The sequence below is a fragment of the bacterium genome (assembly GCA_020440705.1).
Taxonomy (GTDB): domain Bacteria; phylum Krumholzibacteriota; class Krumholzibacteriia; order LZORAL124-64-63; family LZORAL124-64-63; genus JAGRNP01.
Map to the genome: position 1 here is coordinate 1 of JAGRNP010000060.1, position 23,432 is coordinate 23,432.

A 23,432-nucleotide genomic window follows, 5' to 3' on the forward strand; every position below is an offset into this window, starting at 1 on the left:
GAGCCGGCCGAGCTTCTCGCGCACCGGGGTCCGGTCCTGGCCGGCGCGGGCCAGCTTCTCCTTCACGGAGAGGTTCGGCTCGACGCGTGCGGGCGGCGGGGCCGGCTGTTCGATCGGCGTGATCGTCTCGGCCTCGGGGGCCGCCGCGAGCTCCGGCGGGGCCGGCTGCTCGAGCCAGGTGATCTCGATGATCGCGTCCGGCGCCGGCGCCAGGTCGCGCACGGCGGCGATGGCCGCGAGCAGCGCCGCGTGGAGCAGGACGCTCACGACCAGCGTGCGCTGGAAGCGCAGGCGCATGAGGCCGAATTCGTGGTTCAGGGTCAGCGCGGTCACGGGGCGCTCCCCTCGGTCTGACGGGTCGCGATGCCGACCCGCGTCGCACCGCCGCTGCGGGCCGCGTCGAGGATGTCGCGCACCTCGGCGTGGGACATGCGCGCGTCGGCCCGCACGACCACGGCCAGCTCGCCGGTCGCGCTCAGGGCGCGGCGGTTGCGCAGCACGGGTGCGATCTGGTCGGGCCCGTCGAGCACCTGGTCGTCGACGGCCACCTGGCCGTCGGAGCCGACGGTGATCGCGACGTAGCCCGTCTCCTCCAGGTCGCGGGTGCGGGCCTGCGGCAGGTCGACCTCGAGGTCGGCCACCGACAGCATGGGCGCCGTCACCAGCAGGATGATGACCAGCACCAGGGCCACGTCGATGATCGGCGTGACGTTGATCCGGGTCAGCAGGGGTGCCGATTGCACCAGCGGTTCTCTCATGTCGTCCCCTCAGTTGCGGGCCACGGCGATGCCCATGGCCCCGCTGAGCTTGGTGATGTCGAGCACCTGCACGAAGGTGCCGTGGCTGACGCCGTCGGCGCACCGGACGGCGACCTGCTTGTCCGTGGCCAGCGCGATCAGGGGCGCGATGGTCGCCGGCAGATCGGCCACCGGCACGACGAGGTCGTTCACCCGGACCTCGGCGTCCGAGAGGATGCCGACCTCCACGCGCGGCACGAGCCCCGCTTCGGAGACCTCGGTGCGGGCCGTGCTCGTGCGGCCCAGCTCGAAGCTCGCCTCGAAGGCCAGCGGCGTCGCCAGCAGCAGGATGATCACCAGCACGAGGGAGACGTCGATCAGCGGCGTCATGTTCACCTCGGCGAGGGGACCATCCTCCTGCGGCGTGCGGTTCCAGCGGAAGCGGCTCACGTCAGCTCCCCACCGCGACGGCCACGTCGCGCGCGACGGCCTTGCCGGCGGCGCCAGCGGCGCGGATGACCTCGGCGACCTCGGCCGCGGCGCCGGCGTCGTGTTCGCGCAGGGCCACGCACAGGCTGCGCGTGTGGTTCTCCGCCACCGTCAGCATGGTGTTCATGCGCCGGTTGAAGTGGTTGTAGAGCATGACCGCGGGCACGGCGATGACCAGGCCCGCCGCCGTCGTCACGAGGGCCTCGGCCACGCCGGCGGCCACCACCGAGGGCGACGCCGCGCCGGCCGCGCTCATGGCATGGAAGGCCCGCATGATGCCCCACACCGTGCCGAGCAGACCGATCAGCGGCGCGATGGCCGCCATGGTGCCCAGCAGGCCGGTGTTCCGCTCGAGCAGCAGTTTCTGCTGGCTGAGGGCCACCTGCATGACCTCCTCGGTCTCGGCCGGCGCGCTCTGGTAGCCGCGGATGGTGGCCGCGGCGACGGCGCCCATGGGGTGGTGGTTGCTCTTGCAGTAGGCCACGGCCTCGGCGATCTCGCCCCGCCGGACCGACTGCAGCGCGTCGACGAGGGTCGCGTCGGCGTCGCCGGTGCGCTTGCGGAAGTAGATGAGCCGCTCGAGGGCGAAGCCCAGGGTGAACACGCTGCAGGCCAGGAGCACCATCAGGATGGGGCTCTCGGTCACGGCGCCGAGCCAATCGAATTCCACGAACATGTCTTCTCCTTCAGGTGGATCCCGCGCCGGTCGCACCGGCGCCCTTCCTACTGCAGTGCTGCGGCGATCTCCGCGGCCCGGCCGCTGGCGGCGGCCACCAGGTCCGGATCCGCGGCGTTGTTCATCAGGTCCCGGTAGCTGGCCAGGGCGTCCTCGTAGCGCTCGGCGTCCTCGTAGAGCACGGCGCAGCGCGCGACGGCCGAGAGGCGGAACGGATCCTCGGCCGGCCCGCCGCGGGACGCCAGGGCGTACGCCTCGATGGCCTTCTTCCGGTTGTCGGACTTCTCGAAGCATCCGCCCATGCGGTAGTACGTCTCGGCGTACAGGGCGGGGTCGGGCTTGGCCAGGATGGCCGCCCGGTAGGCCGCGATGGCGTCGGCCACCCGGCCGGCGCGGTCGTAGGTGTCGCCGAGCTGGAAGTTCACCTCGGCGACCCGCTCGTCGCGCGGGTAGGCGTCGCGGTAGGCCGTGAAGTGGCCCGCCGCCGCGTCCAGGTCGCCCTGCAGCCGCGTGCACAACCCGAGGTTGAACAGGGACGCCTTGGCGATCTCGGGTTCGGCGCCGGCCGCGAGCACGGCGGCGAAGCTCTCGGCCGCCGGCGCGTAGCGCTCGGACTGGAAGTGGTTCATGCCGAGGCGGAAGCGGGCCGCCGTCGAAAGGTCGCTCTCGCCGAAGAAGCCCAGGAACTGCTCGTAGGCCAGGCCGGCCTGGGCCTCGGCGCCGGCCTTCTCCAGCGACTCGGCCATGAGGAACTGGGCCCGGTCCGCCGAGGCGTAGCCCGGATAGTTGCTCACCACCCGGCGGTACTCGTCGGCCGCCGCCGTGAAGTCGTCCGTCTCGTAGAGGCGGTTCGCGATCTGGAACTGGGCGTCCGGCGCGAACGAGCTCCGCGGATACTTCTCGAGCAGCAGCCCGAGTTCCGCGACGCCGTCCTCGCGCTGGCCCATGCGGTACAGGGCCATCTCGATGCCCTTGTCCGCCTCGCGGCGCAGCGGCGAGTCCGGGAAGCGCGAGACGACGACCTCGTAGCCCGCGACCGCGGCGGCGTCGGCGCCGGCGTTGTAGTCGCACTGGGCGATGCGCAGCTGGCCGAGGGCCGCCGCCTGGGTGGTGCGGAAGTTGTCGAGCAGGCCCTGGTAGCACCGCTTGGCGTCGGCGTAGCTCTCGGCCTGGAAGTAGAGGTCGCCCGCCCGGGCCCAGGCCTTCTCGGCGATGGGCACGTCCGGATCGGTGCGCACGATGGCTTCCCAGCGGTCGATGGCGTCGCCGCCGCGGTCGAGTCGCAGGTAGCAGAGTCCGGCCTGGTACAGGGCCAGCAGCCGCTGCTCGGCACCGGGATAGCGGCCGAGGAACTCCTCGTAGGCCTCGACGGCCGCTTCGAAACGGCCCTGGTTGAAGCGCACGTGGGCCACGTTCAGCAGCGCCTGGCTGAAGGGGCGCAGGTCGCCCTCGCCGGTGTAGCGGTCGAGCATCTGCTCGCTGGTGGCGATGGCCAGGTCCTGTTCGCCCTGCTGGGCGTAGGTCCAGGCCAGGAGCTGGTTGGCCGGCGTCACGGCCGGATGCAGGGGGAAGTCGGCGCGCAGTCCCTCGAGGGCGGCACGGGCCCCGGCGTAGTTGCCCTGGCTGGCCATGGCGTCGGCGTCGATCAGGACGGTCCACGCCCGCCAGCTCGACCGGCTCGGCGGCGACTTGACGAGCAGGGTGTGCGGCGCCCCGGTCAGCTGGCCGAGGTCGCCCGTGCGGTGCCAGGCCACCTCGAGCATGCAGAGGGCGGCCTCGACGAGCTCCTGGTGGTCGGCGCTGGCGAAGACCAGGGTGCCGCCCCCGTCCTCGTCGGCGGCGTAGCGGTCCAGGACGATCTGGAAGTAGGGCACGGCCCCGCGCGGGTCGCCCGCGTCGAGCAGGGCGTTGCCGGCGAGGTAGGCCGCGGCCGGGGCCTCGGGCTCCTGCGGATAGCCGGCCACCACCGCCATGTAGGCGGCCGTGGCGTCGGCGGGCTTGTTCATGGCCGCGTAGCAGCGGCCGAGGCGGTACTGGGCGCTGGCCGCCACGGACTGGTCGAAGTAGTGGGTCAGCACCTGGGTGTACTCGACGATGGCGGCGGGATAGTCGCCGCGGGCCACCATGACCTCGCCCAGCAGGAACTGGCCGCGGGCGGCGATGTCGGTGCCCTCGTGCACGATGACGACCTCGCGCAGGGCCCGGACCGCCGTGTCCAGATCGCCGTCGAGATAGATGGCGGCGGCCCGCCGCAGCTCGGCCTCGGCCCGCACGGCCGGGTCGCGCACCTCGGCCGCAACGCGGGCGAAGTCCTCGGCGGCGCTGCGGTAGACGCGGGAGTTGAGGAAGGTGTTCGCCTTGGCGAAGAGCGCCCGATCGTGCAGGGCCGAACCCGGATGCAGCACGGTGACCTGTTGGAAGGCCGCGGCCGCCTGCAGGTGCTGGCCGAGGTCCAGGCGGCACAGGGCCGCCAGGTACAGCGGCGCGGGACCGGACGCGTCGCCCTCCACCAGCGCGAGGGCCGTGGCGGGGTCGCTCTCCAGATAGGCCGCCATGGCCCGCGCGAAGCGGTGCGGCGGCGTGTCGCCGGCCCAGGGCCGGCGCTCGGCCTGCTCGTCGAGCACGGCCCGCGCGGCGGCCGGGTCCTGCTCGCGCAGGTGGATCCAGGCCAGGCGCAGTTCGGCGGCGAAGGCCAGCGGGCTTTCGGGCCATTCGGCCAGCCACTTCCGCCACAGCTCGGCTTCGCGCTCGTTGTCGGCGCCCGCCAGGCCGGCGGCCGCGGACTCGGTGGCGCGGAAGAGCGCCGCCGCGCGATCGGCCGGCGTCGGGGCCCTGTCCGCGGCGCGGCGCCAGGCGTCGCCGGCTTCGTCGTTCTGCCCCAGAGCCGCATGGACCGCGCCCCACAGGGCGGCGATCTCGTCCCGGCGCCCGCCCGACAGGCCGTCCAGGTCGGCGGCGTCGAGAGCGCGGGCCAGGGACTCCAGGCCGGTGCGGTCTCCCACGGCGCCGGCCAGGCGGGCGGCTTCGTAGTCGAGACCGAAGGCGGTCAGGCCGCGCGGTGCGTCCGGCGCGGCCGCCCCCGCCCCGTCGACGGCGCCCAGGAGGACGCAGCCGGCGCAGACGAGGACGCGGAGATGGCGGTTCATGGCGTTCATCCTACTGCACTCCAATCGAACCCTGCGGACCGCCGGTGGCGATCTCGACGGTGCGCGCACGGCCGTCGGTGACGCGGCCGTCGGTTTCCGTCACCCGCAGCACGTAGGTGTAGCGGCCATCCGGCAGCGGCAGCCCGGTGCGGCCCTTGCCGTCCCAGACGATGTGGGCGGGCGGCTGGCCCTGGCCCGCGTAGCTGCGGACGACCTCGCCCGAGCGGTCGGTGATGGTCAGGGTCCAGCTGTCCACGTCGTCGCGGGTGTGGGCCGTGATCACGAATCGCGTCACGGGCTGGCGGCCCATGGGCGAGAACACGGCGGGCTTGGCCTCGGTGTCGGCGAAGAAGCCGCCGAAGGCGTAGTTCACGCCGAAGCGGTGCACCATGCCCAGCTCGTGGTCGTTCATGCCGTAGTCGAGGCTCAGGCCGTTGTCGAAGGTGTAGCTGAAGCCGGCGGCGATGTTCTCGATGTGCCAGCCCAATCGCAGGTCGAGGGCGCCCACGGAGAACTGGCCGCCGATGCGGTACTCGGCCCCCGGTCCCTCGCGATGCACGGCCTCGGCCGAAACCAGTCCCGCCCCCTGGAGCAGGCTGACGGCCACGCCGCCGCGCAGCTCCTGGGCGTAGGACTCGTCCTTCTCGCGCAGGGTGATGGTGGGACCGCCGAGGTTCAGGGCCGACGCGCCCAGCCGGACCCCGGCCAGCGGTTCGGCCATGACGCCGAGGTCGAAGCCGATGCCGCCGCCGCTGAACTCCTCGACCGTCTGGCGCACGAGCTTCACGTTCGCCCCCACGCTGAGCCGGTCGGCGATCCGGTGGGACGCGCCCGCGGCCACGACCATGTCGCCCTCGTCGAAGGTGCCGAGGCTCTCGTTGAGCTCGTTGGTGCGCTCGAACTCGCCCGACTTCAGGTAGAGGATGTTCAGGCCGAAGGTCGGCAGCCGGTCGCCGGGCACGGCGAAGGCCAGCCCGCTGACCGAGGTGTCGTCGAAGAGGCGGGTCGTGGTGGCCTGGACGGTGTTCCGCCGCAGCCACGACAGTCCGGCCGGATTCCACAGGGCGCCCTGGGGCTCGTGGCCCGTGGCGACGGTGGCCCCGCCGAGGCCCACGCTCCAGGGACTCGCGTAGCGGCTGAGCCAGTCGCCCGGCAGGCCCCCGTTGGCGTCCGACGCGGCGCGGGCGGCCTGCGGCGCGCAGCTCGCAAGGGCCAGGATGCAGGCCAGGCCCGCCGCCCTGTTGCGCCACGTCGTGCGTTCGGTCTTGCTGGTTTTCATGGTGCCTCCTGCTACCACACCACGCCGACCTTGCGGCGCATGACATGCTGGGTCGCGCCGTTTCCTTCGGCCTCGACGTAGACGATGTAGCCGCCGCTGGCCACGGGTTCCCCGTCGCCGTTGCGGCCGTCCCACTGGATCTCGTTCAGTCCCGCGCTGCCCCCGGTGTCGCCGCTGGCGTGGGTCCGGTCGACGACCAGACTGCCGCTCACGGTGTAGATGCGGACCCTGACCTGCGCGTCGTCGTCCAGGACGTAGGCGATGGTGGTCGGGGTCTCGTCGGGGTGGAACGGGTTCGGATAGTTCGTGATGTGGCCGCCCGGCGCGTTCGGGTCGACCAGGGCGGTCTCCAGCTCGAAGGCGGCGCTCAGGTTGCCGCTGCTGGCGAGCACGTGCGCCATCTGGGCGAAGCGCGGGCTGTGGTAGTCGACGTAGGCCCAGCCGTCGGCGCCGGTGACGGCGACCACGGACTTGTCGTCGGCCTTGGCGACGCCGTCGCTCTCCCGCGGCAGCAGCGAACCGCTGTCGCCGGGAGCGGTGGCGAAGGTCACCGACTGGTCGGGCACGGGGTTCTCCCACGCGTCGACGATGCGGGCCCGCACGAGGGCCGTCCGGTTGGCCCGCACCCACTGCGGGTCGCTGTCCAGGGCGAGCACCGCCGGAGCGCCGGGCGCCACGTTCAGGGCGCCGGTCAGGCCGGGCTCCGCCCCGTTGGCGTCGGAGATCTCCAGGATGATGGGTTCGGCGTAGGTGTACGTGAGGCTGATGGTGCGGCGGCCCTGCAGGAGCTGGAAGCTCGCGGCGGACAGGTCGCCCCGGCCCGGCTGGCCGGTCGTCGCGTGCCGCACGGCCACGTTCACCTCGGAGTTGATCTCCTGGATGATGCTGCCCGCGTCGTTGACCATGTCGACCTGCAGGGTGAAGGCCACGCCGGCCTGGACCGCCGTCTCGGCGATGGTCGCCTCGAGGTGCAGCCCGCTGCTGATGGCGCGCACCTGGGTGCTGCTGGCCGTGGCCGACGGGGTGCTGATGCTGGTCAGGGTGAACTGCTGGAAGCCCCCCGTGGCCAGACGCACGCCGACGAACGCGAGGCCGTCGGTCAGGGCCAGGTCGGCGGGCAGGGTGGCGTTGGCGTCGGTGCAGGTCAGGTGCACGATATCGCCCACGCCCCGCACCTGGTTGTACCAGGCGTCGGTAGCCATGGCCGTCAGCGTGAAGAGATAGGTGATGGACTGGTCGGTGGCGCTGCCGCTGCGGCCGTCGGCGGCGCCGGCCAGGGCCTCCTCGCCGGGAGCGAGCAGGAGCAGGCGGGCGTACGGGCCGGCCGCCACGTGGAACGTGGCCGACGGCGGCGCGGTGATGCCCTGGCTGGCCAGGTCCCGGGCCGCGAGGGTCTGGTTGCCGGCGAGCACGATGGTCAGGGGCACGAAGGCCTCGCCGTTGACCAGGTTGACGGTGGCGGGCGCGGTCAGGTTCGCGTCCGGCGACTCGAAGACGATGGGGTTGTTGATGCCCGTGACCCGGTTGAAGTAGCGGTCGACGGCGCGCACCTGGACCGTGAACTCCTGCCCCGCGTCCTGCTCGTCGGGCGTGCCCTCGATGCCGTCGGCGGTGCCGCCCATGGCCGTCTGGCCGGGCATGACGACCTGGGTCGCCACGTAGGGTCCGGGCAGGACCTGGGTCGCGGCGCTGGTGCCGGTGTGGGGCGGCGTGGCGTAGTCGGCGCACGTGACCTGCACGCCGCCGCCCGCGCCGAAGAACCGCATCACGCCGATCCACTCGCCGCTGGTGAAGCTGATCGACTCGGGCGAGATGCTGCCCGCGCCCGTGTTCGCGGTGAGGATCGCGTCGCCGTTGAAGTTGGCGATGGTGTTGCCGCCCGCGTCGGTGGCGCGGATGCGCACGAGGGTCTGCTCGCCCGCGATGATCGCGGCGGGCAGCGCGTCGAACACGAAGTGGTCGGCGAAGCTCGGGATGACCATGATCGGGGCCGTGGTCATGCTGCGCACGGTGCCGTTGGACAGGTCGGTGGCGGTGAGGGTCTGGGCCCCCACGGTGCCCAGGTGCAGCGTGGCCTGGCCGAAGCCGGCGGACAGGGTCGTCGTCACCGGCGTGTTGGCCTGGGGATCGCTCGCCGTGATGCGCACCATGTCGGCGGCCGACACGAAGTTCCAGTAGTCGTCGGTGGCGTAGAGGTCGACGGTGAACGACTGCATGGCGCCCTGGGACGCCGGCGTGCCGCTGACGCCCTCGACGGTGCCCGGTTGGGGCGTCTGGCCCGGCAGCACGAGCAGCACGCGCTTCAGGGCGCCCGGATGCACCAGGAACGGGTTGCTGGCGCCGTTGATCGACGTGTCGCCCGGCAGGAAGGCGTAGATGTTCACGTTGCCGCGGTTGATGTTGGTCTCGTCGGCGCGGTAGAGGGCGACCTCGCCCTCCCAGCGACCGCCGGCCAGGGTCACGGTGTCGGGGCTCATGCGCCCGAGACCGTAGCTGGTGAACTGCTGCAGGCTCACGGGGCCGGAGTAGCCGGCGACGGGGTTGCCGCCCGGATCGACGGCCGTGATGCCGATGGTGAACGGCTCACCCGCGTCGTGATGCTTCTGGTTGATGTCGTCGAAGACGAATCCCGCCAGCACCACGGCGGTCACGTTGGCCGAATAGGCCTCGTCGATGGTCGGGTCGCTCAGATCCTGACCGGAGATGGTAAAAGTCCCGGCCGCATTGAGGGTCACCTCGGCGCTGCGTTCGCCGGCGGTCAGGGGACCGTCGGCGGGCAGGGCGGCGCTCTCGTCGGTGCTGTTCCAGGACACGGCGTCCGTGACGCCGGCGACGGTGTTCCAGTCGTCGTCCACGGCCCGGATCAGCACGGTGAAGGGCACGCCCACCGTCTGGGCGTCGGGGCTGCCCGTCTTGCCCGTCAGGGTGCCCGGGGCCGCCTCCTCGCCGGGCAGGAGCACCTGCAGGCGGGTGAACGGCCCGGTCTGGGCCAGCGCGGTGCCGCTCATCAGCAGCGTCCCGAGCAGGATCCCCATGACCGGCATGAAGCCGGAATTCCGTTTCCTATGCGACCGCACGGCTTTCCCTTCCGCTGGGTTCGTCGGATCGGCCCGGGCCCTCGCCCGCGACCGGTGCCTAGCTCGCTGGTGCCACCGCGCGCAGCGATGGCCATCGGCGGCCGAGGTACAAGTCGCGTGCCAAGGATTCCTGTAGGGTCGGGGAGGGGATCGGACGGTCGGGCGCCCGGCGACCGGCGCCGGGCGGCGCCAGGTCAAGCGACGGGGGCCGAAGTTGTTAGGCCTGATTGATTCTCGACTTGCAGAATTCCCGGGCCCTCCGCCCGGGGTTGCCGGACCGTGGCGCCCCGCGGGGCGGAGCGGTCAGTTCCCGTACAGGGGTGGTCCGGTCGGTCGGGGACTCAGCGCAGACCGCCGAGAACGAAGGCGGCCACCTCGGGCCCCTTGTTCTCCAGGCGGGTGTTGCGGCGGGACAGGACCCAGTCGGTGGCCATCTCGTCGAGCACGCCGAAGACGGCCTTGGCGGCGAAGACCGGGTCCAGATCGGAGCGGAAGGCGCCCTCGCGGCAGCCCTGGGCGATGACCTCGCCGATGACCGCCAGATAGTCGGCCACCCGCGAGCGGGAGAACTGGTCCATGAAGTGGATGCTGTGGCGCAGTTCGACCTGGGTGATGATCGCCAGGTCGCGGTCGCGGCCCACCAGCGAGAGATGCAACTCGATGATCTGGCGCAATTTGCTTTCGGCGTCGCCGATCTTCTCGAGCTCGGACTTGCCCAGGGCGATGAAGCGCTCCATGGCCCGGTCGAAGAGGGAGAAGAGGATCTCCTCCTTGTTGCCGAAATAGAGGTAGATGGTGCCGTCGGCCACCCCGGCCCGCTTGGCGATCATGGCCACGGTGGTCTGGTAGTAGCCGTGGTTGGCGATCTCCACCACCGCCGCGTCGAGGATGGCTTCCCGTTTCATTCCGGTGGCGCTGCGGGCCATGGATCGATCCCCGTTGTCATTGAAGTGCGATTCATTTCCGCACCGCCCCGGGCGCGGTGCCTTCGCCGGTCTGGAAATCGCATTATATCACAGATTCACGCCATCGAAAAAGCATATTCTCCGCTTGATTGGGCGATTGACACGGTGGCGGAACCGCGCTACACTACTGAATGATCATTCATTAATCCTTCCATCGGGGCCGGCGGCACCTCCTCCAGCGGGGCCTCCTCCCCACGCCAACGAGAGGCGGATCAGCCATGGAGAGCCAGACCGGGCGCCGGCAGATCAGGAAAGTCGCCGTTCTCGGGTCCGGGGTCATGGGCAGCGGCATCGCGGCCCATTTCGCCAACGCCGGGATTCCCTCCCTCGTCCTGGACATCGTCCCCCGCGAACCGAACGCGCAGGAACAGGCCGCCGGCCTCGGGCTTGACGATCCCCGCGTGCGCAACCGCATCGCCGCCGACAGCGTGGCCGCCCTCCGCAAGCAGAAGCCGTCTCCCGTGTACGCCGCGGACCGGCTCGACCTCATCGGGATCGGCAACCTCGAGGACGACCTCGCGAAGCTGAAGGACTGCGACTGGGTCATCGAGGTCGTCAAGGAAGACATGGCCATCAAGAAGCTCGTCTTCGGCAACGTGGCGCCGCATATCGGGCCCGACGCCATCCTCAGTTCGAACACCTCGGGCCTGGGCCTGGCCGAGATGGCCGCGGTGCTGCCCGACGCCCTGCGCCCCCGCTTCCTGGGCACGCACTTCTTCAATCCCCCGCGCTACATGAAGCTGTTCGAGGTCATCCCCACCGCCGACACCGACCCCGCCGTGCTCGACTTCGTCTGCGACTTCGCCCGCGACCGTCTCGGCAAGGGCATCGTGCTGGCCAAGGACACGCCCAACTTCGTCGCCAACCGCGTCGGCGTGCACGCCATGATGGCGACCATCCGCGTGATGAACGAGATGGGCCTGACCATCGAGGAGGTCGACGCCCTGACCGGACCGGCCATCGGACGCCCCAAGACGGCGACCTTCCAGCTCGCCGACCTGGTGGGCCTGGACACCTTCCTGCACGTCGCCGACAACATCCATCCGCTGATCCCGGACGACGAAGCGCGCGACGTCTTCGTGGTGCCGGAGGTGGTGCGGCAGATGGTGGCCAAGGGCCTGCTGGGTCGCAAGAGCGGCGCCGGCTTCTACCGGATGGAGAAGACCGACGAGGGCAGGCGGTTCTTCACCCTCGATCTCGAGACGCTGGAGTACCGCGAGAAGCAGTCGGCGAAGTTCGCCGAGATCGCCGCCGCCAAGAGCATCGAGGACCTGCCCCAGCGGCTGCAGACCCTGGCCTTCGGCAAGGGCCGGGCCGGGGAGGCCATCTGGAAGATGCTGAGCGCCAGCTTCTCCTACAGCGCCATGCGGCTGGGCGAGATCTGCGACCAGGCCGTCGAGATCGACCGCGCCGTCAGGTGGGGCTTCAACTGGGACCTGGGCCCGTTCGAGGTGTGGGACGCCCTCGGTTTCCGCAAGGTGACCGAGCGCATGCAGGCCGACGGCCTGCCCCTGCCCGCCTGGCTGACCGCCCTCTACGAGAGCGGCGCCGAGTCGCTGTACCGCGCGACCGACGGGGTGCCCGAATCGCCGACCGCGACGCCGGGCGTCTTCGCCCCCGTGCCGCAGGACGAGCGCATCTTCGACTTCGACGTCCTGCGCGCCGCCGGCCGCGAGATCAGGCGCAACCCCGGCGCCAGCCTGCTCGACCTGGGCGACGGCGTCCTGGGGCTCGAGTTCCACTCGAAGATGAACGCCATCGGGCAGGACTCCCTGAACATGATCATGAGCGCCTGCACCGAGGCCGAGAGGAACTGGCAGGCCCTGGTGGTGACCAACCTGGCGGACAACTTCTCCGTCGGGGCGAACCTGATGATGCTCATGATGGAGGCCATGGAGGGCAACTGGGACGACATCAACCTGATCATCCGCGCCTTCCAGGCCGCCACCGGGCGCCTCGAGCACTGCGGCGTGCCCGTGGTCACGGCTCCCGCGGGCCTGGCCCTCGGCGGCGGCTGCGAGATCACCATGGGCGGCAACGCCGTGCGCGCCGCGGCCGAGACCTACATCGGGCTGGTGGAATTCGGCGCGGGCGTGATCCCCGCCGGCGGCGGCTGCCTCAGGCTGTACCAGCGCAACGTGGCCATGCTGCTCGACCCGCGCGACCTGCAGCCCGCCTTCCGCAAGACCTTCGAGACCATCGGCACGGCCAAGGTGGCCACCAGCGCCGCCGAAGCCCGGGAGCTGGGCTTCCTCAGGCCGGGCGACTCGTGGTCGCTGAACCGCGACCACCTGGCGGCCGACGCCAAAGACCTGGCCCTGGCCCTCGCGGCCGGTCACCATGCCAGCCCCGGCCCGGACCAGGCCATCCCGGTCCTGGGCACCGCGGGCATCGCCCTGGCCGAGTCCGTCCTCTTCAACATGGAGCAGGGCGGCTACGTGTCGGCCCACGACCGCAAGATCGGCATGGAGCTGGCGAAGATCCTGGCCGGCGGCGTGGTGCCGCCGGGCACCACCGTCACCGAGCAGGACATGCTCGACCTCGAGCGCGAATCGTTCATGCGCCTGCTGGGCGAACGCAAGACCCTCGAGCGCATGGAAAGCCTGCTGAAAACCGGAAAACCCCTGCGGAACTAGCGGGAAGACAGAGGAGATAGAGACATGAGAGAAGTCGTCGTCGTCAGCTCCCGCCGCACCGCCGTCGGACGCGCCCACAAGGGTACGCTGCGCCACACCCGCCCCGACGATCTCGGCGCCGCCGTGGTGCGGGGCCTGCTCGCGGACGCGCCCGGGCTGGACCCTGCCCGGATCGGGGACGTGATCATGGGCTGTGCCATGCCCGAAGCCGAGCAGGGCATGAACGTGGGCCGCAACATCGCCCTCATGGCGGGTCTGCCGGTCACGGTGCCCGGCATGACCGTCAACCGGTTCTGCAGCTCCGGGCTCGAGACCATCAACCTCGGCGCCCTGAAGATCGCCTCCGGCCAGGAGGACTGCATCATCGCCGGCGGCACCGAGTCCATGACCTGCGTGCCGCTGGGCGGCCTGCGCTACCTGCCCAGCCCGCAGATGGCCAGCGAGCACCCCGAATACCTGACCAACATGGGCCTGACGGCCGAGAACCTCGTCGTGCGCGACGGGATCAGCCGCGAGGCCCAGGACGAGTTCAGCTACCGCAGCCACATGAAGGCCGTCGCGGCCATCGAGGCCGGGCGCTTCGCGGATGAGATCGTCCCGGTCATGGCCGCCCTGCCGGCCAGGCAGAAGAACGGCCGCCCGGGACTGCAGGAAGTCGAGTTCAAGGTCGACGAAGGCCCGCGCGCCGACACCACCGCCGCGGCCCTGGCCCGCCTGAAGCCCGCCTTCAAGGCCACCGGGACCGTCACCGCCGGCAACAGCTCCCAGATGAGCGACGGCGCCGCGGCGACCCTGCTGACGACGCCGGAACTGGCCGCCGAGATCGGTGCCACGCCCCTGGCCCGCTTCGTGGGCTACGCGGTGGCCGGGGTCGAGCCGGACATCATGGGCATCGGGCCGGTGGCCGCCGTGCCGAAGGTCATGGCCCTGACCGGCCTGAAACTGGAGCAGATGGACGTGATCGAGCTGAACGAGGCCTTCGCGGCCCAGAGCCTGGCCGTGCTCAAGAATCTGGGCCTCGCGGCCGATGATCCGAGGGTGAATCCCAACGGCGGCGCCATCGCCCTGGGCCATCCTCTCGGCTGCACCGGCGCCAAGCTCACCGCGAGCGCCCTGCACGAACTGAAACGACGCGGCGGCAGGTACGCCCTGGTGACCATGTGCATCGGCACGGGCATGGGCGCCGCCGGCATCTTCGAAGCGATCTAGGAACGCCAACCGACAGCGAGGAGAACCGACATGACCGTCAAGACCTATCCCACCGGTGGGGAGTTCCTGCTGAAGGAGACGGCCCCGGCCGATTGCTTCACCCCCGAGGACTTCAACGAGACCCAGCGCATGATCGCCCAGACCGTCGACGACTTCTGCGCGCGGCACGTGGTGCCCATCAGCGAGGAGCTCGAGTACAAGGGCGACACGACCCTCGGCAAGGGCCTGCTGAAGAAGGCCGGCGAGATGGGCCTGCTGATGGCCGACATCCCCGAGGCCTACGGCGGCATGGGCAGCGACAAGGCCACGATCATGCTCGTCAGCGAGAAGATCTCGCGCTCGGGCTCGTTCGCCGTGACCCACGGCGCCCAGGCCGGCATCGGCACCCTGCCCATCGTCTACTTCGGCAACGAGGAGCAGAAGCGGAAATACCTGCCCGGCCTGGCCACCGGCGAGCGCCTGACCTGCTACGGCCTGACCGAGCCCGGCAGCGGTTCGGACGCCCTGGCCGCCGCCACCACCGCCAGGCTGAATGCGGCGGGCACCCACTACGTGATCAACGGCTCCAAGCAGTACATCACCAATGCGGGCTACGCGGAGATGATCATCCTCTTCGCGAAGATCGACGGCGAGCACTTCACCGGCTTCATCGTCGACCTGACGGCGCCCGGCGTCACCATCGGCGCCGAGGAGAAGAAGATGGGCATCAAGGGCTCCTCGACCTGCGCCATCACCTTCGAGGATGTCGAGGTGCCGGTGGAGAACGTGCTGGGCGAGATCGGCAAGGGCCACCACATCGCCTTCAACATCCTGAACGTGGGCCGCTTCAAGCTGGGCGCCAGCACCACCGGCGGCGCCAAGCTCGCCATCGAGGCCGCCGTGCCCTACACCAGGGAGCGCCACCAGTTCGGCCAGCCCCTGTGCAGCTTCGGCCTGATCCGCCGCAAGATCGCCGACGTGGCGGCCGCGACGTTCATGGCCGAGAGCATGGTGTACCGCACGGCGGGCCTGCTCGACGCGGCCATCGCCACCCTCGACAAGAGCGATCCCGAGTACGACCGCAAGTCGATCCAGCAGGTCGAGGAGTTCAGCATCGAGTGCTCGATGATCAAGGTGTACGCCAGCGAGGCCTGCGCCCTGGCCGCCGAGGAATGCCTGCAGATGCTCGGCGGCTACGGCTACTGCCAGGAGTACCCCCTGGAGCGCCTGTACCGCGACGAGCGCATCAACCGCATCTTCGAGGGCACCAACGAGATCAACCGCATGCTGGTGCCGGGCATGATCATGAAGAAGGCCATGAAGGGCGAACTGCCCTTCCTGCAGGCCGCCACCGCGGTGGCCGAGGAGCTCACCGGCCTGCCCTCGTTCGACGAGCCCGGCGAGCCCGCCTTCCTCGAGGACGAGGCCAAGCTCGTGGCCAACATGAAGAAGGTCGTGCTGGCGACCCTGGGCCTGGCGGCCCAGAAGTTCGGCATGGAATTGAAGGACCAGCAGGAGGTGCTGTCGGACGTGGCGGACATCACCATGGCCGCCTACGCCTGCGAGAGCGCCCTGCTGCGCACCCTGAAGAAGGCCGAGAAGGACGGCGAGGAGAGCGCGGCGCTGATGGCGGCCATGCTCACCCTGTCGGTGCACGACGCCATGGACAAGGTGACGACCTGGGCGCGCAGCGTCCTGGGCGCCACGGTCGCGGGCGACGAGCTGCGCACCTACGCCGCCGGTGTGCGGCGCCTGACCAAGCACGACCCGGTGAACCGCACCGCCCTGCACGACGTGATCGCCGAGGCGATCATCGCCGCCGAAGGCTACACCACCGGTTGAGGGGCCTTGGGCCCGCACCCTCGACGCGACGCCCCGGGCCGCCTGGTCCGGGGCGTCGTGCATCCGGCCGCCGCTTGGGGCTGGCCAGGCCGCGCTGCGCCCGGTAGACTGCGCCCGGACCCCCAACCCGCCGGAGCCCCATGGCCACGCCCCTGTCCGTCTACGTCCTGACCCGCGACAGCGAGGAGCACCTCGACGCCGTGCTCGGCGCCGTGCGCGGGCTCGCCGACGAGATCGTCGTGGTCGACTCCGGCTCCAGCGACGGCACCCGCGCCATCGCCGAACGCCACGGCGCCCGCTGGCTCGAGCGCCCCTTCGACCACTTCGGCGCCCAGCGCAACTTCGCCCAGGACGCCTGCGCCCACGACTGGGTGCTGGCCCTGGACTCGGACGAGATCATGGACGCGGAGATGGCGGCGCACCTCGCGGGCCTGAAGGCGGCCGGATTCCGTCCGGGTGGTCCGGATGGCCGCGACGTCGAGGCCTTCAAGCTGCGGCGACGGTGGTACCTGTTCGGGCGGGAGATCCGCTGCCTGCTGCCGGTCGAGAGCCCCGACTACCCGATCCGGCTCTTCGACCGCACGCGGGTGCGCTACAGCGAGGTGGGCAACCTGGTGCACGAGTCGCCGGAGGGCGTCACGAGCGACGAGCGCATCCACGCGGGCGCCCTGCACCACTACAGCGGCGACACCGTCGAGCGGCTCTACGCCAAGCTGAACCTGTACTCGGGACTGGCCGCGCGCGAGATGGTGCGCAAGGGGCAGGCGACGTCGTGGTTCGGCGTCTTCAGCCACGCCACCAGCGCCTGGTTCAAGTGGTACGTGGCCAAAGGGGGCTGGCGCGACGGCGAGGTCGGCTTCCTGACCGGCCTCTACGCGTCCCAGTACACCTTTCTCAAGCATCTCAAACGGCTCTTCCTCGACCGCGGCGGTCGCTGAGCGGCCCGCGGGGGCCCGCCACCCGGGTCGGCGTGCCGGCAGGCCGGAAGCGACGCCATTGACGCCCATCCGCCCCCGGACCTATACTTGGTGGAGATCGCCCCGCCCGCCTTTCATCCGGCCGTTGCCCCGCACCGGCCGCTGCCGACAGGTGCCCAGCGTGGAGTTTGACAAACCCAACAGCCGCAAGGGCTTGGCCCTGGTGAGCCTGCTTTGCGGATGCGCCCTGCTGCTGGTCGCCTGTGGCCGCGAGGCCCCCGTCTACGCTCCCGGGTCGCTCACCGTCACCTCCGATCCGGCCGGCGCGGCGATCCTCTTCGACGGCCGGCCCACCGGCGAGGTCACCCCCCACACCTTCACGGGCCTGGCGCCGGACCTCTACCGGGTGAGCGTCGCCCTCGCCGGATACCTCTCCGCCCCGGCCAGCGACGAGATCGACCTGGCCGCCGGCCAGACCCGCGACGTGGCTTTCGCCCTGTCGCAGACCGCCCTGCACGTGACCAGCGATCCGGCGGGCGCCGCGGTGCTCCTCGACGGCGACGACACGGGCCTCGTCACGCCCGCCACGCTGGTCGGAGTAGCCGAGGGCCCCCACCAGATCGCCCTGCGTCTGGACACCTATCTCGTGGCTCCCCTCGCGACGACCGTCGACGTGGTCGCGGGCCGGACCGACACCCTCGCCGCCGACACCTTCGCCCTGCGGCCGCAGCGCACGGTCATCCTCGAGGGCTTCGGCAACGTCGACTGCGGCCCCTGCCCGCAGCTCACCGAAGCGCTGCTCGCGCTGGCCGACCGGCCCGACCTCTCGCCCGACCGCATGCTCTACATCGAGTACAGCACCAGCTTCCCGGGCCCGGGCGATCCGCTCTACCTGGCCAACGCCGCGGAGAACGCCGACCGCTTCGAGCTCTATTTCTTCTTCAACTTGCCCATCCTCTACGTGGACGGGGTCGCCACCGCCGACTACGCCGACGTCGACGGCATCGCCGCCGAGGTCGCATCCGGACTGGCGATCGATCCCGGTTTCCGCATCGACGTGGCGGCCGATTTCACGGCCACCACCATCCCGGTCGACGTGACGCTCGATCCGGCCGCCGACGTCGACCTGAGCGGCCACGTGCTCTTCGTGGCCCTCTACGAGAAGGAGATCGATTTCGCCGAACGGGGCCTGACCGTGGGCTCCAACGGCCAATCGGTGTTCCACCACGTCTTCCGCGATCGTGTCGACGTGCCGCCCGCCCTCGGCTCCCTGACCGCGGGCACGCCCCAGACCTTCCGCGTCGAGCTCGTGCGCGGCGACTGGCCCCTCGACAACCTGACCGTCGTGGCCTTCGTCCAGCGCAACAGCGACCTGGCCATCCTGCAGGCCGGCTCCTTCGGCGAGTCGACCTCGAGCAAAGGAATCGATCCATGAGGAAACCCCTTGCCCTCGCCGCCCTGGGCCTGGCCCTGGCCGCCCTGTCCGCCGCGCCGGCCGCCGCCACCTTCGCCTGGGATTTCGCCGAGACCGGCGCCGTGAGCGACTACTTCCAGCTGAAGTCGTTCCACACCGTGGTGACGAACACCGGCGCGGCTCCCGACACCGTGCACGTGAACCTGGTCAAGGACATCCCCGCGGCCTGGGCCGCCTCGCTGTGCGAGGAGGAGCTGTGCTACCCGCCGTTCGTGCTCGACATCGACCTCGAACTGGCGCCCGGACAGTCCATCGACCTGCTCATCGACCTGACGCCCATCACCACGCCCGGCCGGGGCCGCTCCCACATCACCCTCAGCAGCAGCGCCGACCCCGGTCAGGTCGCCCAGCAGACCTTCTCCGTGGTCACCCCCGACCTGGACCTGCTGCTGATCGACGCGTCCGGCGAGGCCGCCGGTCTCGGGGCCGGTCTCGTGGAGACGGCGGCCACTGCGGCGGGCGCCGTGACGGCCGTCTGGGACCAGGCGAACATGGGCAAGGCCCTCGCCGCCGACCTCGCCGGCTACCCCGCGGTGGTCTGGCTGGCCGGCGCGGGCGCCGTCTACCCGGACGCCGCCGAGCGCGCTGCCCTGGACACCTATGTGGACGGCGGCGGCCACCTGCTGCTGGCCGGCCTGGACCTCGTGACCGCCGCCGCGGATCCGGGCAGTCCCGGCTACGACATCGCCGCGCGCGACTGGCTGCGCGAGCGCATGGGTGCCGCCTGGGTCGCCGACACCGGCAGCCTCGACACGGTCTCCGCGGCCTCCGGCAGCTACGCCTACGGCGGCGCGAGCTACAGCGTCGACGGCGGCGACGTGCTCGCCCCCTGGGGCTCGGCGGCGACGAGCCTGACCTGGGGCGGCGGCGGCACCGCGCTGGTGTGGAACATCGTGGGCACCGCCAAGGTCGCCGTGGCGGGCTTCGACATCGCGGGCATCGCCACCGACACCGCCCGCACCGACTTCATGACCCGCACCCTGGCCTTCTTCGCGGCCGGGACGACGGCCGCCGAACACGCCCCGCGGCCCGTGGCCGCACGCGCCTGGCCGAACCCGTTCAACCCCCGCACGACCATCCGCTTCGAGGTCGGCGGCGAGCGGGAGCAGCCCGTCTCCGTGCGCATCCACGACCTGCAGGGGCGGCTCGTGCGGCGCCTGCAGGCAGGGGTCGCCGCGCCCGGGCCCCAGACCGTCACCTGGGACGGCCGGGACGACGCCGGCCGCGGCCTGGCCACCGGCATCTACCTCGCGCGCGTGCAGGTGGGTGACGGGCTCGACGTCGTGAAGCTGGCCCTGGTCAAGTAGGGGCCGCGGACATCACCCCGGGAGGATGGGAATGAGCGGGACGATCGCCGCGATCGTCGGGCGCCGGCTTGCGGCGCCGGGAAGCCTGATCGTGATGCTGCTGGTCCTGGTCGGATCGGCGCCGGACGCCGCCGGAGCCGTCGCCCCGGCCGCGCCGGCCTGGAGCCTCGAGGCCATCGACGGCCGCACCGTCTCGTTCCACGACCAGCTGGCCCGCGGGCCGGTCGTGGTTTCGTTCTGGGCCACCTGGTGCAAGCCCTGCCTCAAGGAACTGCCCCACCTCGACCGCATCGCCGGCGAGTACGGCGATCGGCTGACCGTCCTCGCGGTCAGCACCGACGCCTCGAAGTCGGTGGCCAAGGTGGCCCCCTTCGTGCGCTCGCGCGGCTGGGAGAACCTGACGGTGCTGCTCGATCCGGGCGCCCGCGTGCAGGAGCTGCTGCAGGTGGGCCCGGCGGTGCCGTTCCTCATCGTCTTCGACACCCACGGCCGCGAGATCTACCGCCACATCGGCTACAAGGAGGGCGACGAGCGCGAGCTCGAAGCCGTCCTGCGGGCCGCCGTCGACGGCGAGGCCCCACCCCATGGCGAGGCGCCCCCCGCCGCGGCGCCCGGGCGGCCGGACTGGGCCGAGACCGTCACCGCCACCGACCGCTTCGAGTACAGCTACGACACGGACACGCGTCGGGAGATCTTCGAAAACTGGCTCGATGTGGCCTACCGGTTCGGCGACTTCCGCACCGGCGTCATGCTGAACAGCCGGGCGCCCAGCGAGGAGGGCGACCGCAGCAACGAGATCGCCCACCGCTACTTCGAGTTCGCCCGCGGCGACGTGCTGATCCGCGCGGGCCATTTCACGGGCATCTTCGGCCGGGGCCTGGTCTTCAACGCCTACGAGGACCGCACCGTGCGCGTCGACACGCGGCTGGACGGCCTCTACGCCCGGTACGAGGGCCACGGCGTCAAGGCCCAGGCGTTCTCCGGCACCCCGCTCGCGGCCGACGTCGACCTGCGGGGTCTCGACCTCGAGGTGAATCCCCTGGGCGGCCTGCAGGTGGGCGTCACCGGCCTGACCTACCGCCCCGACGACTACGTCGATCCCATGGGGCGCGTCCACCGGGAGAACGTGGTCTCCGGGCGCATCCGGCAGAACTTCGGCTGGGGCGACTACTACGTCGAGGCCGGTGCCAAGACGGGCTACGACTACGACCCCTTCGACGACGAGGCGGACTTCGGGCGGGCCTGGTACGGCAACCTCAACCTCTATGCCGGCGCCTTCTCGGCCTCCTTCGAGGCCAGCGACTACGAGCGGTTCGAGGTCGTCAGCCGGGCCGACGGCACCACCGCCCTGAACCAGCCCCCCGCCCTGGCGCGGGAGCTCACCTGGACCCTGCTGAACCGCGCGCCCCACACCCTGAATGCCAACGACGAGGTGGGGCGCAACCTCGACCTGCTCTACTCCGGCGACGACGGCCTGTCGGTGCTGCTCAGCGGGGCCGACATCGAACGCCAGGACGGCGGCACGGTGTACCAGCTGGCCTACGCCAGCGTGGCCAGCGGGCGCCGCGGCGACTTCCGCCTCGTCGGCGCCTTCGGCTACCAGGACAGCAAGGGCCTGCGCCAGACCGCGGCCGCCGAGCTGACCTGGTTCGCCACGGAGAGCCATTCGTTCACCCTGCAGGCCGAGCAGCAGCACGTGCGCCCCGAGGGCTCCCCGGCCATCGATCCCGGCGCCTGGGACCAGCAGTGGTTCAAGCTCGAATACGAGATGGCGCCCCGTTGGGCCTTCGCCGCCATCGTCGAGACCAACAACAAGTACGACGAGCAGCGCGAGCCCGGCGAAGGATCAGGACCCTTCCCCGCGGGCCAGATCAGCTGGAGCCTCCCGCGCGGCGGCGACCTCAACCTCTGGTTCGGCGAGCGCCAGGCCGGCTACCTCTGTTCGGGCGGCGTCTGCAAGTACGAACCCGCCTTCGCGGGCGTCGAACTCTTCGGTACGTTCAGATATTGAAAAAAACGTCCGGCGGTGCAACATGCGCCGCCGGAATTCGTTATCTTGACCAGTCGACTCATCACTCCGGCTGGTCTCTCGCCATGGGCCGTCGCCTATTCAGTCGCCACACCGCCGAGACACGGGCCCCGGCCCGGCTGCGCGCCGCTCCCTGCAGGCGTGCCCTGCCGCCCCGTGGAAGGACACCGACATGACCCGCTTCGCCCGCGCGGTCGCCCGGATCTGCCGTCCGGACACCCCTGCCCCGTCCCGCCGCCTGCCGCGGCGCTCCGCATTCCTGTCGCTCCCGGCCGGCCTCCCGGCCCTCGTCCTGATCGTGCTCCTGGCGGGATGCGGCGCCGATCCCGGCCCCGAGGTGTGGGTCATCGGCCTGGACGGGGCCGACTGGGACCTGCTCGACCCCATGATCGAGGCGGGCGAACTGCCCCACCTGGCCGCCCTGCGCCGCCAGGGCGCGTGGGGCCGCCTGCGCTCGGAGCCGCCCCTGATCTCGCCGGTGCTGTGGACCACGATCGCCACCGGGCGGTCGCCCGACACCCACGGGGTGGCCTGGTTCATGACCGAGAACGCCGACGGCGGCATGGTCCCCGTGAGCAGCGCCCAGCGCCGGGTCCGCTCGTTCTGGAACATGGCCGCCGACGCCGATCTGACCAGCGGCGTCATCGGCTGGTGGGCCACCTATCCGGCCGATCCGGTCGCGGGATTCCTGATCAGCGACTACGTGGGCTGGCACAGCTTCGGCGTGAACGGGCGTGAGGCCGACGATCGCGGCAAGACCTGGCCGCCGGAGTTGATGGCCGACGTGCGGCGCCTGCTGCCCGGACCGGCCGACGTGCCCCTGGCGCAGGTGGCGGCCATGGTCCATCGCGATCCGGCCGAGCTGGTCTTCGCTGCCGACGCCGACCCCTACGCCCACCCGGTGAACCACCTGCGGCAGGCCATGGCCACGAGCCGCGGCTACGTCGACCTGGCCCTGACCGAACTCGAGCGCGGACGGCCCGACCTGCTGGCCGTCTACTTCGAGGGCACCGACGCGGTGATGCATCTCTTCGGCGACCACCAACCGCCCCGCCAGCCCTGGATCGCGGCCGACGAGTTCGCCGCCTACCGGGACGTGGTGGCGGCCTACTGGCGCTGGCAGGACGCGCTGCTGGGCGAGCTGCTGGCCGCCCGCGGACCCGCGACGACCGTCATCGTCGTCAGCGACCACGGCTTCCGCGTGGGCGACGAGCGCCGCAAGGAGGACGCCTTCCACATCGAGACCGCCGACGACGACCACATGCTCGACGGGATCGTGATCATCAGCGGTCCGGAGGTGCGTCCGGGCGCCCGCCTCGAGGACGCCGACATCTACGACGTGGCGCCCACCGTGCTCCACGCCCTCGGCCTGCCCGTGGGCGCGGACATGCCGGGCCGCGTGCTCACCGCGGCCCTCGATCCGGTCGCCGTGGCGGCGCGACCGGTGCGCAGCGTCGTCACGTGGGAAACCACGCCGTTCGCGCCGGGCCGGGCGCCCGGCGGCGATGCCACCGCGACGGCCAACCTCACCAGCATGCTGCGCTCCCTCGGCTACATCGCCGGCCAGGACGACGGCGGGGAGCCGGCGGCCTCCCCCGCGGAGGCGGTCAACCTGGCGACCGTGCTGCTGCGGCAGGGTCGCGCGCGGGAGGCGGTGGACCGGCTGCGGC

General features: G+C 71.3%; 16 protein-coding genes. 8 read left to right on the forward strand and 8 right to left on the reverse strand.

All coding sequences use genetic code 11. The features are described 5' to 3' along the window. From KDM41_10365 to KDM41_10400, 8 genes are all read right to left on the reverse strand, one after another. A partial coding sequence (locus KDM41_10365) for a hypothetical protein (protein MCB1183827.1) occupies positions 1–333 on the reverse strand: 333 nt, incomplete at its 3' end. Next, on the reverse strand, positions 330–758 hold the full coding sequence (locus KDM41_10370; GenBank protein MCB1183828.1) for a biopolymer transporter ExbD: 429 nt from the start codon (positions 756–758) through the stop codon (positions 330–332). The genes KDM41_10365 and KDM41_10370, both read right to left, overlap by 4 nt. A 9-nt stretch (positions 759–767) precedes the next feature. Further along, the gene (locus KDM41_10375; protein MCB1183829.1) at positions 768–1,187 is read right to left on the reverse strand and encodes a biopolymer transporter ExbD; all 420 of its coding nucleotides are present in this window, start codon (positions 1,185–1,187) and stop codon (positions 768–770) included. A gap of 1 nt (position 1,188) precedes the next feature. After that, the gene (locus KDM41_10380) at positions 1,189–1,902 is read right to left on the reverse strand and encodes a MotA/TolQ/ExbB proton channel family protein (protein ID MCB1183830.1); all 714 of its coding nucleotides are present in this window, start codon (positions 1,900–1,902) and stop codon (positions 1,189–1,191) included. A gap of 47 nt (positions 1,903–1,949) precedes the next feature. Continuing rightward, the gene (locus KDM41_10385) at positions 1,950–5,048 is read right to left on the reverse strand and encodes a tetratricopeptide repeat protein (protein MCB1183831.1); all 3,099 of its coding nucleotides are present in this window, start codon (positions 5,046–5,048) and stop codon (positions 1,950–1,952) included. Positions 5,049–5,058: 10 nt separating this feature from the next. Next, entirely contained in the window at positions 5,059–6,327 is a 1,269-nt protein-coding gene (locus KDM41_10390; GenBank protein MCB1183832.1) for a hypothetical protein, read from the reverse strand. 11 nt (positions 6,328–6,338) lie between these two features. Beyond that, positions 6,339–9,404, reverse strand: a complete 3,066-nt coding sequence (locus KDM41_10395) for a hypothetical protein (protein MCB1183833.1) — start codon at positions 9,402–9,404, stop codon at positions 6,339–6,341. A 341-nt stretch (positions 9,405–9,745) separates the two neighbouring features. Beyond that, positions 9,746–10,330: a TetR/AcrR family transcriptional regulator gene (locus KDM41_10400; GenBank protein ID MCB1183834.1), complete on the reverse strand. Its 585-nt coding sequence runs from the start codon at positions 10,328–10,330 to the stop codon at positions 9,746–9,748. 257 nt (positions 10,331–10,587) lie between these two features. Here KDM41_10400 and KDM41_10405 point away from each other — a divergent pair, with 257 nt between their 5' ends. The 8 genes from KDM41_10405 to KDM41_10440 form a co-directional block, all read left to right on the forward strand. Further along, entirely contained in the window at positions 10,588–13,005 is a 2,418-nt protein-coding gene (locus tag KDM41_10405; protein ID MCB1183835.1) for a 3-hydroxyacyl-CoA dehydrogenase/enoyl-CoA hydratase family protein, read from the forward strand. Positions 13,006–13,029: 24 nt separating this feature from the next. After that, positions 13,030–14,214 carry a thiolase family protein gene (locus tag KDM41_10410; GenBank protein ID MCB1183836.1) on the forward strand — a complete coding sequence of 395 codons (1,185 nt, stop codon included), beginning with the start codon at positions 13,030–13,032 and terminating at the stop codon, positions 14,212–14,214. A gap of 30 nt (positions 14,215–14,244) precedes the next feature. Beyond that, positions 14,245–16,035 carry an acyl-CoA dehydrogenase family protein gene (locus KDM41_10415; GenBank protein ID MCB1183837.1) on the forward strand — a complete coding sequence of 597 codons (1,791 nt, stop codon included), beginning with the start codon at positions 14,245–14,247 and terminating at the stop codon, positions 16,033–16,035. A 140-nt stretch (positions 16,036–16,175) separates the two neighbouring features. Next, positions 16,176–16,973, forward strand: coding sequence for a glycosyltransferase family 2 protein (locus KDM41_10420; protein MCB1183838.1), 798 nt, complete (start codon positions 16,176–16,178; stop codon positions 16,971–16,973). A gap of 160 nt (positions 16,974–17,133) precedes the next feature. Further along, positions 17,134–18,387: a PEGA domain-containing protein gene (locus KDM41_10425; protein ID MCB1183839.1), complete on the forward strand. Its 1,254-nt coding sequence runs from the start codon at positions 17,134–17,136 to the stop codon at positions 18,385–18,387. Continuing rightward, positions 18,384–19,733 (forward strand): T9SS type A sorting domain-containing protein, encoded by a 1,350-nt coding sequence (locus KDM41_10430; protein MCB1183840.1) that lies wholly within the window; start codon positions 18,384–18,386, stop codon positions 19,731–19,733. Before KDM41_10425 ends, KDM41_10430 begins: the two co-directional genes overlap by 4 nt. A 31-nt stretch (positions 19,734–19,764) precedes the next feature. Next, entirely contained in the window at positions 19,765–21,744 is a 1,980-nt protein-coding gene (locus tag KDM41_10435) for a TlpA family protein disulfide reductase (protein ID MCB1183841.1), read from the forward strand. Positions 21,745–21,934: 190 nt separating this feature from the next. Further along, a partial coding sequence (locus KDM41_10440) for an alkaline phosphatase family protein (protein ID MCB1183842.1) occupies positions 21,935–23,432 on the forward strand: 1,498 nt, incomplete at its 3' end.

Bases quoted from the DNA above. Each gene is read 5' to 3' on its own strand.
- KDM41_10370 (MCB1183828.1), bottom strand. From the start codon at position 758: ATGAGAGAACCGCTGGTGCAATCGGCACCCCTGCTGACCCGGATCAAC.
- KDM41_10380 (MCB1183830.1), bottom strand. From the start codon at position 1,902: ATGTTCGTGGAATTCGATTGGCTCGGCGCCGTGACCGAGAGCCCCATC.
- KDM41_10385 (MCB1183831.1), bottom strand. From the start codon at position 5,048: ATGAACCGCCATCTCCGCGTCCTCGTCTGCGCCGGCTGCGTCCTCCTG.
- KDM41_10390 (MCB1183832.1), bottom strand. From the start codon at position 6,327: ATGAAAACCAGCAAGACCGAACGCACGACGTGGCGCAACAGGGCGGCG.
- KDM41_10400 (MCB1183834.1), bottom strand. From the start codon at position 10,330: ATGGCCCGCAGCGCCACCGGAATGAAACGGGAAGCCATCCTCGACGCG.
- KDM41_10405 (MCB1183835.1), top strand. From the start codon at position 10,588: ATGGAGAGCCAGACCGGGCGCCGGCAGATCAGGAAAGTCGCCGTTCTC.
- KDM41_10410 (MCB1183836.1), top strand. From the start codon at position 13,030: ATGAGAGAAGTCGTCGTCGTCAGCTCCCGCCGCACCGCCGTCGGACGC.
- KDM41_10415 (MCB1183837.1), top strand. From the start codon at position 14,245: ATGACCGTCAAGACCTATCCCACCGGTGGGGAGTTCCTGCTGAAGGAG.
- KDM41_10420 (MCB1183838.1), top strand. From the start codon at position 16,176: ATGGCCACGCCCCTGTCCGTCTACGTCCTGACCCGCGACAGCGAGGAG.
- KDM41_10430 (MCB1183840.1), top strand. From the start codon at position 18,384: ATGAGGAAACCCCTTGCCCTCGCCGCCCTGGGCCTGGCCCTGGCCGCC.
- KDM41_10435 (MCB1183841.1), top strand. From the start codon at position 19,765: ATGAGCGGGACGATCGCCGCGATCGTCGGGCGCCGGCTTGCGGCGCCG.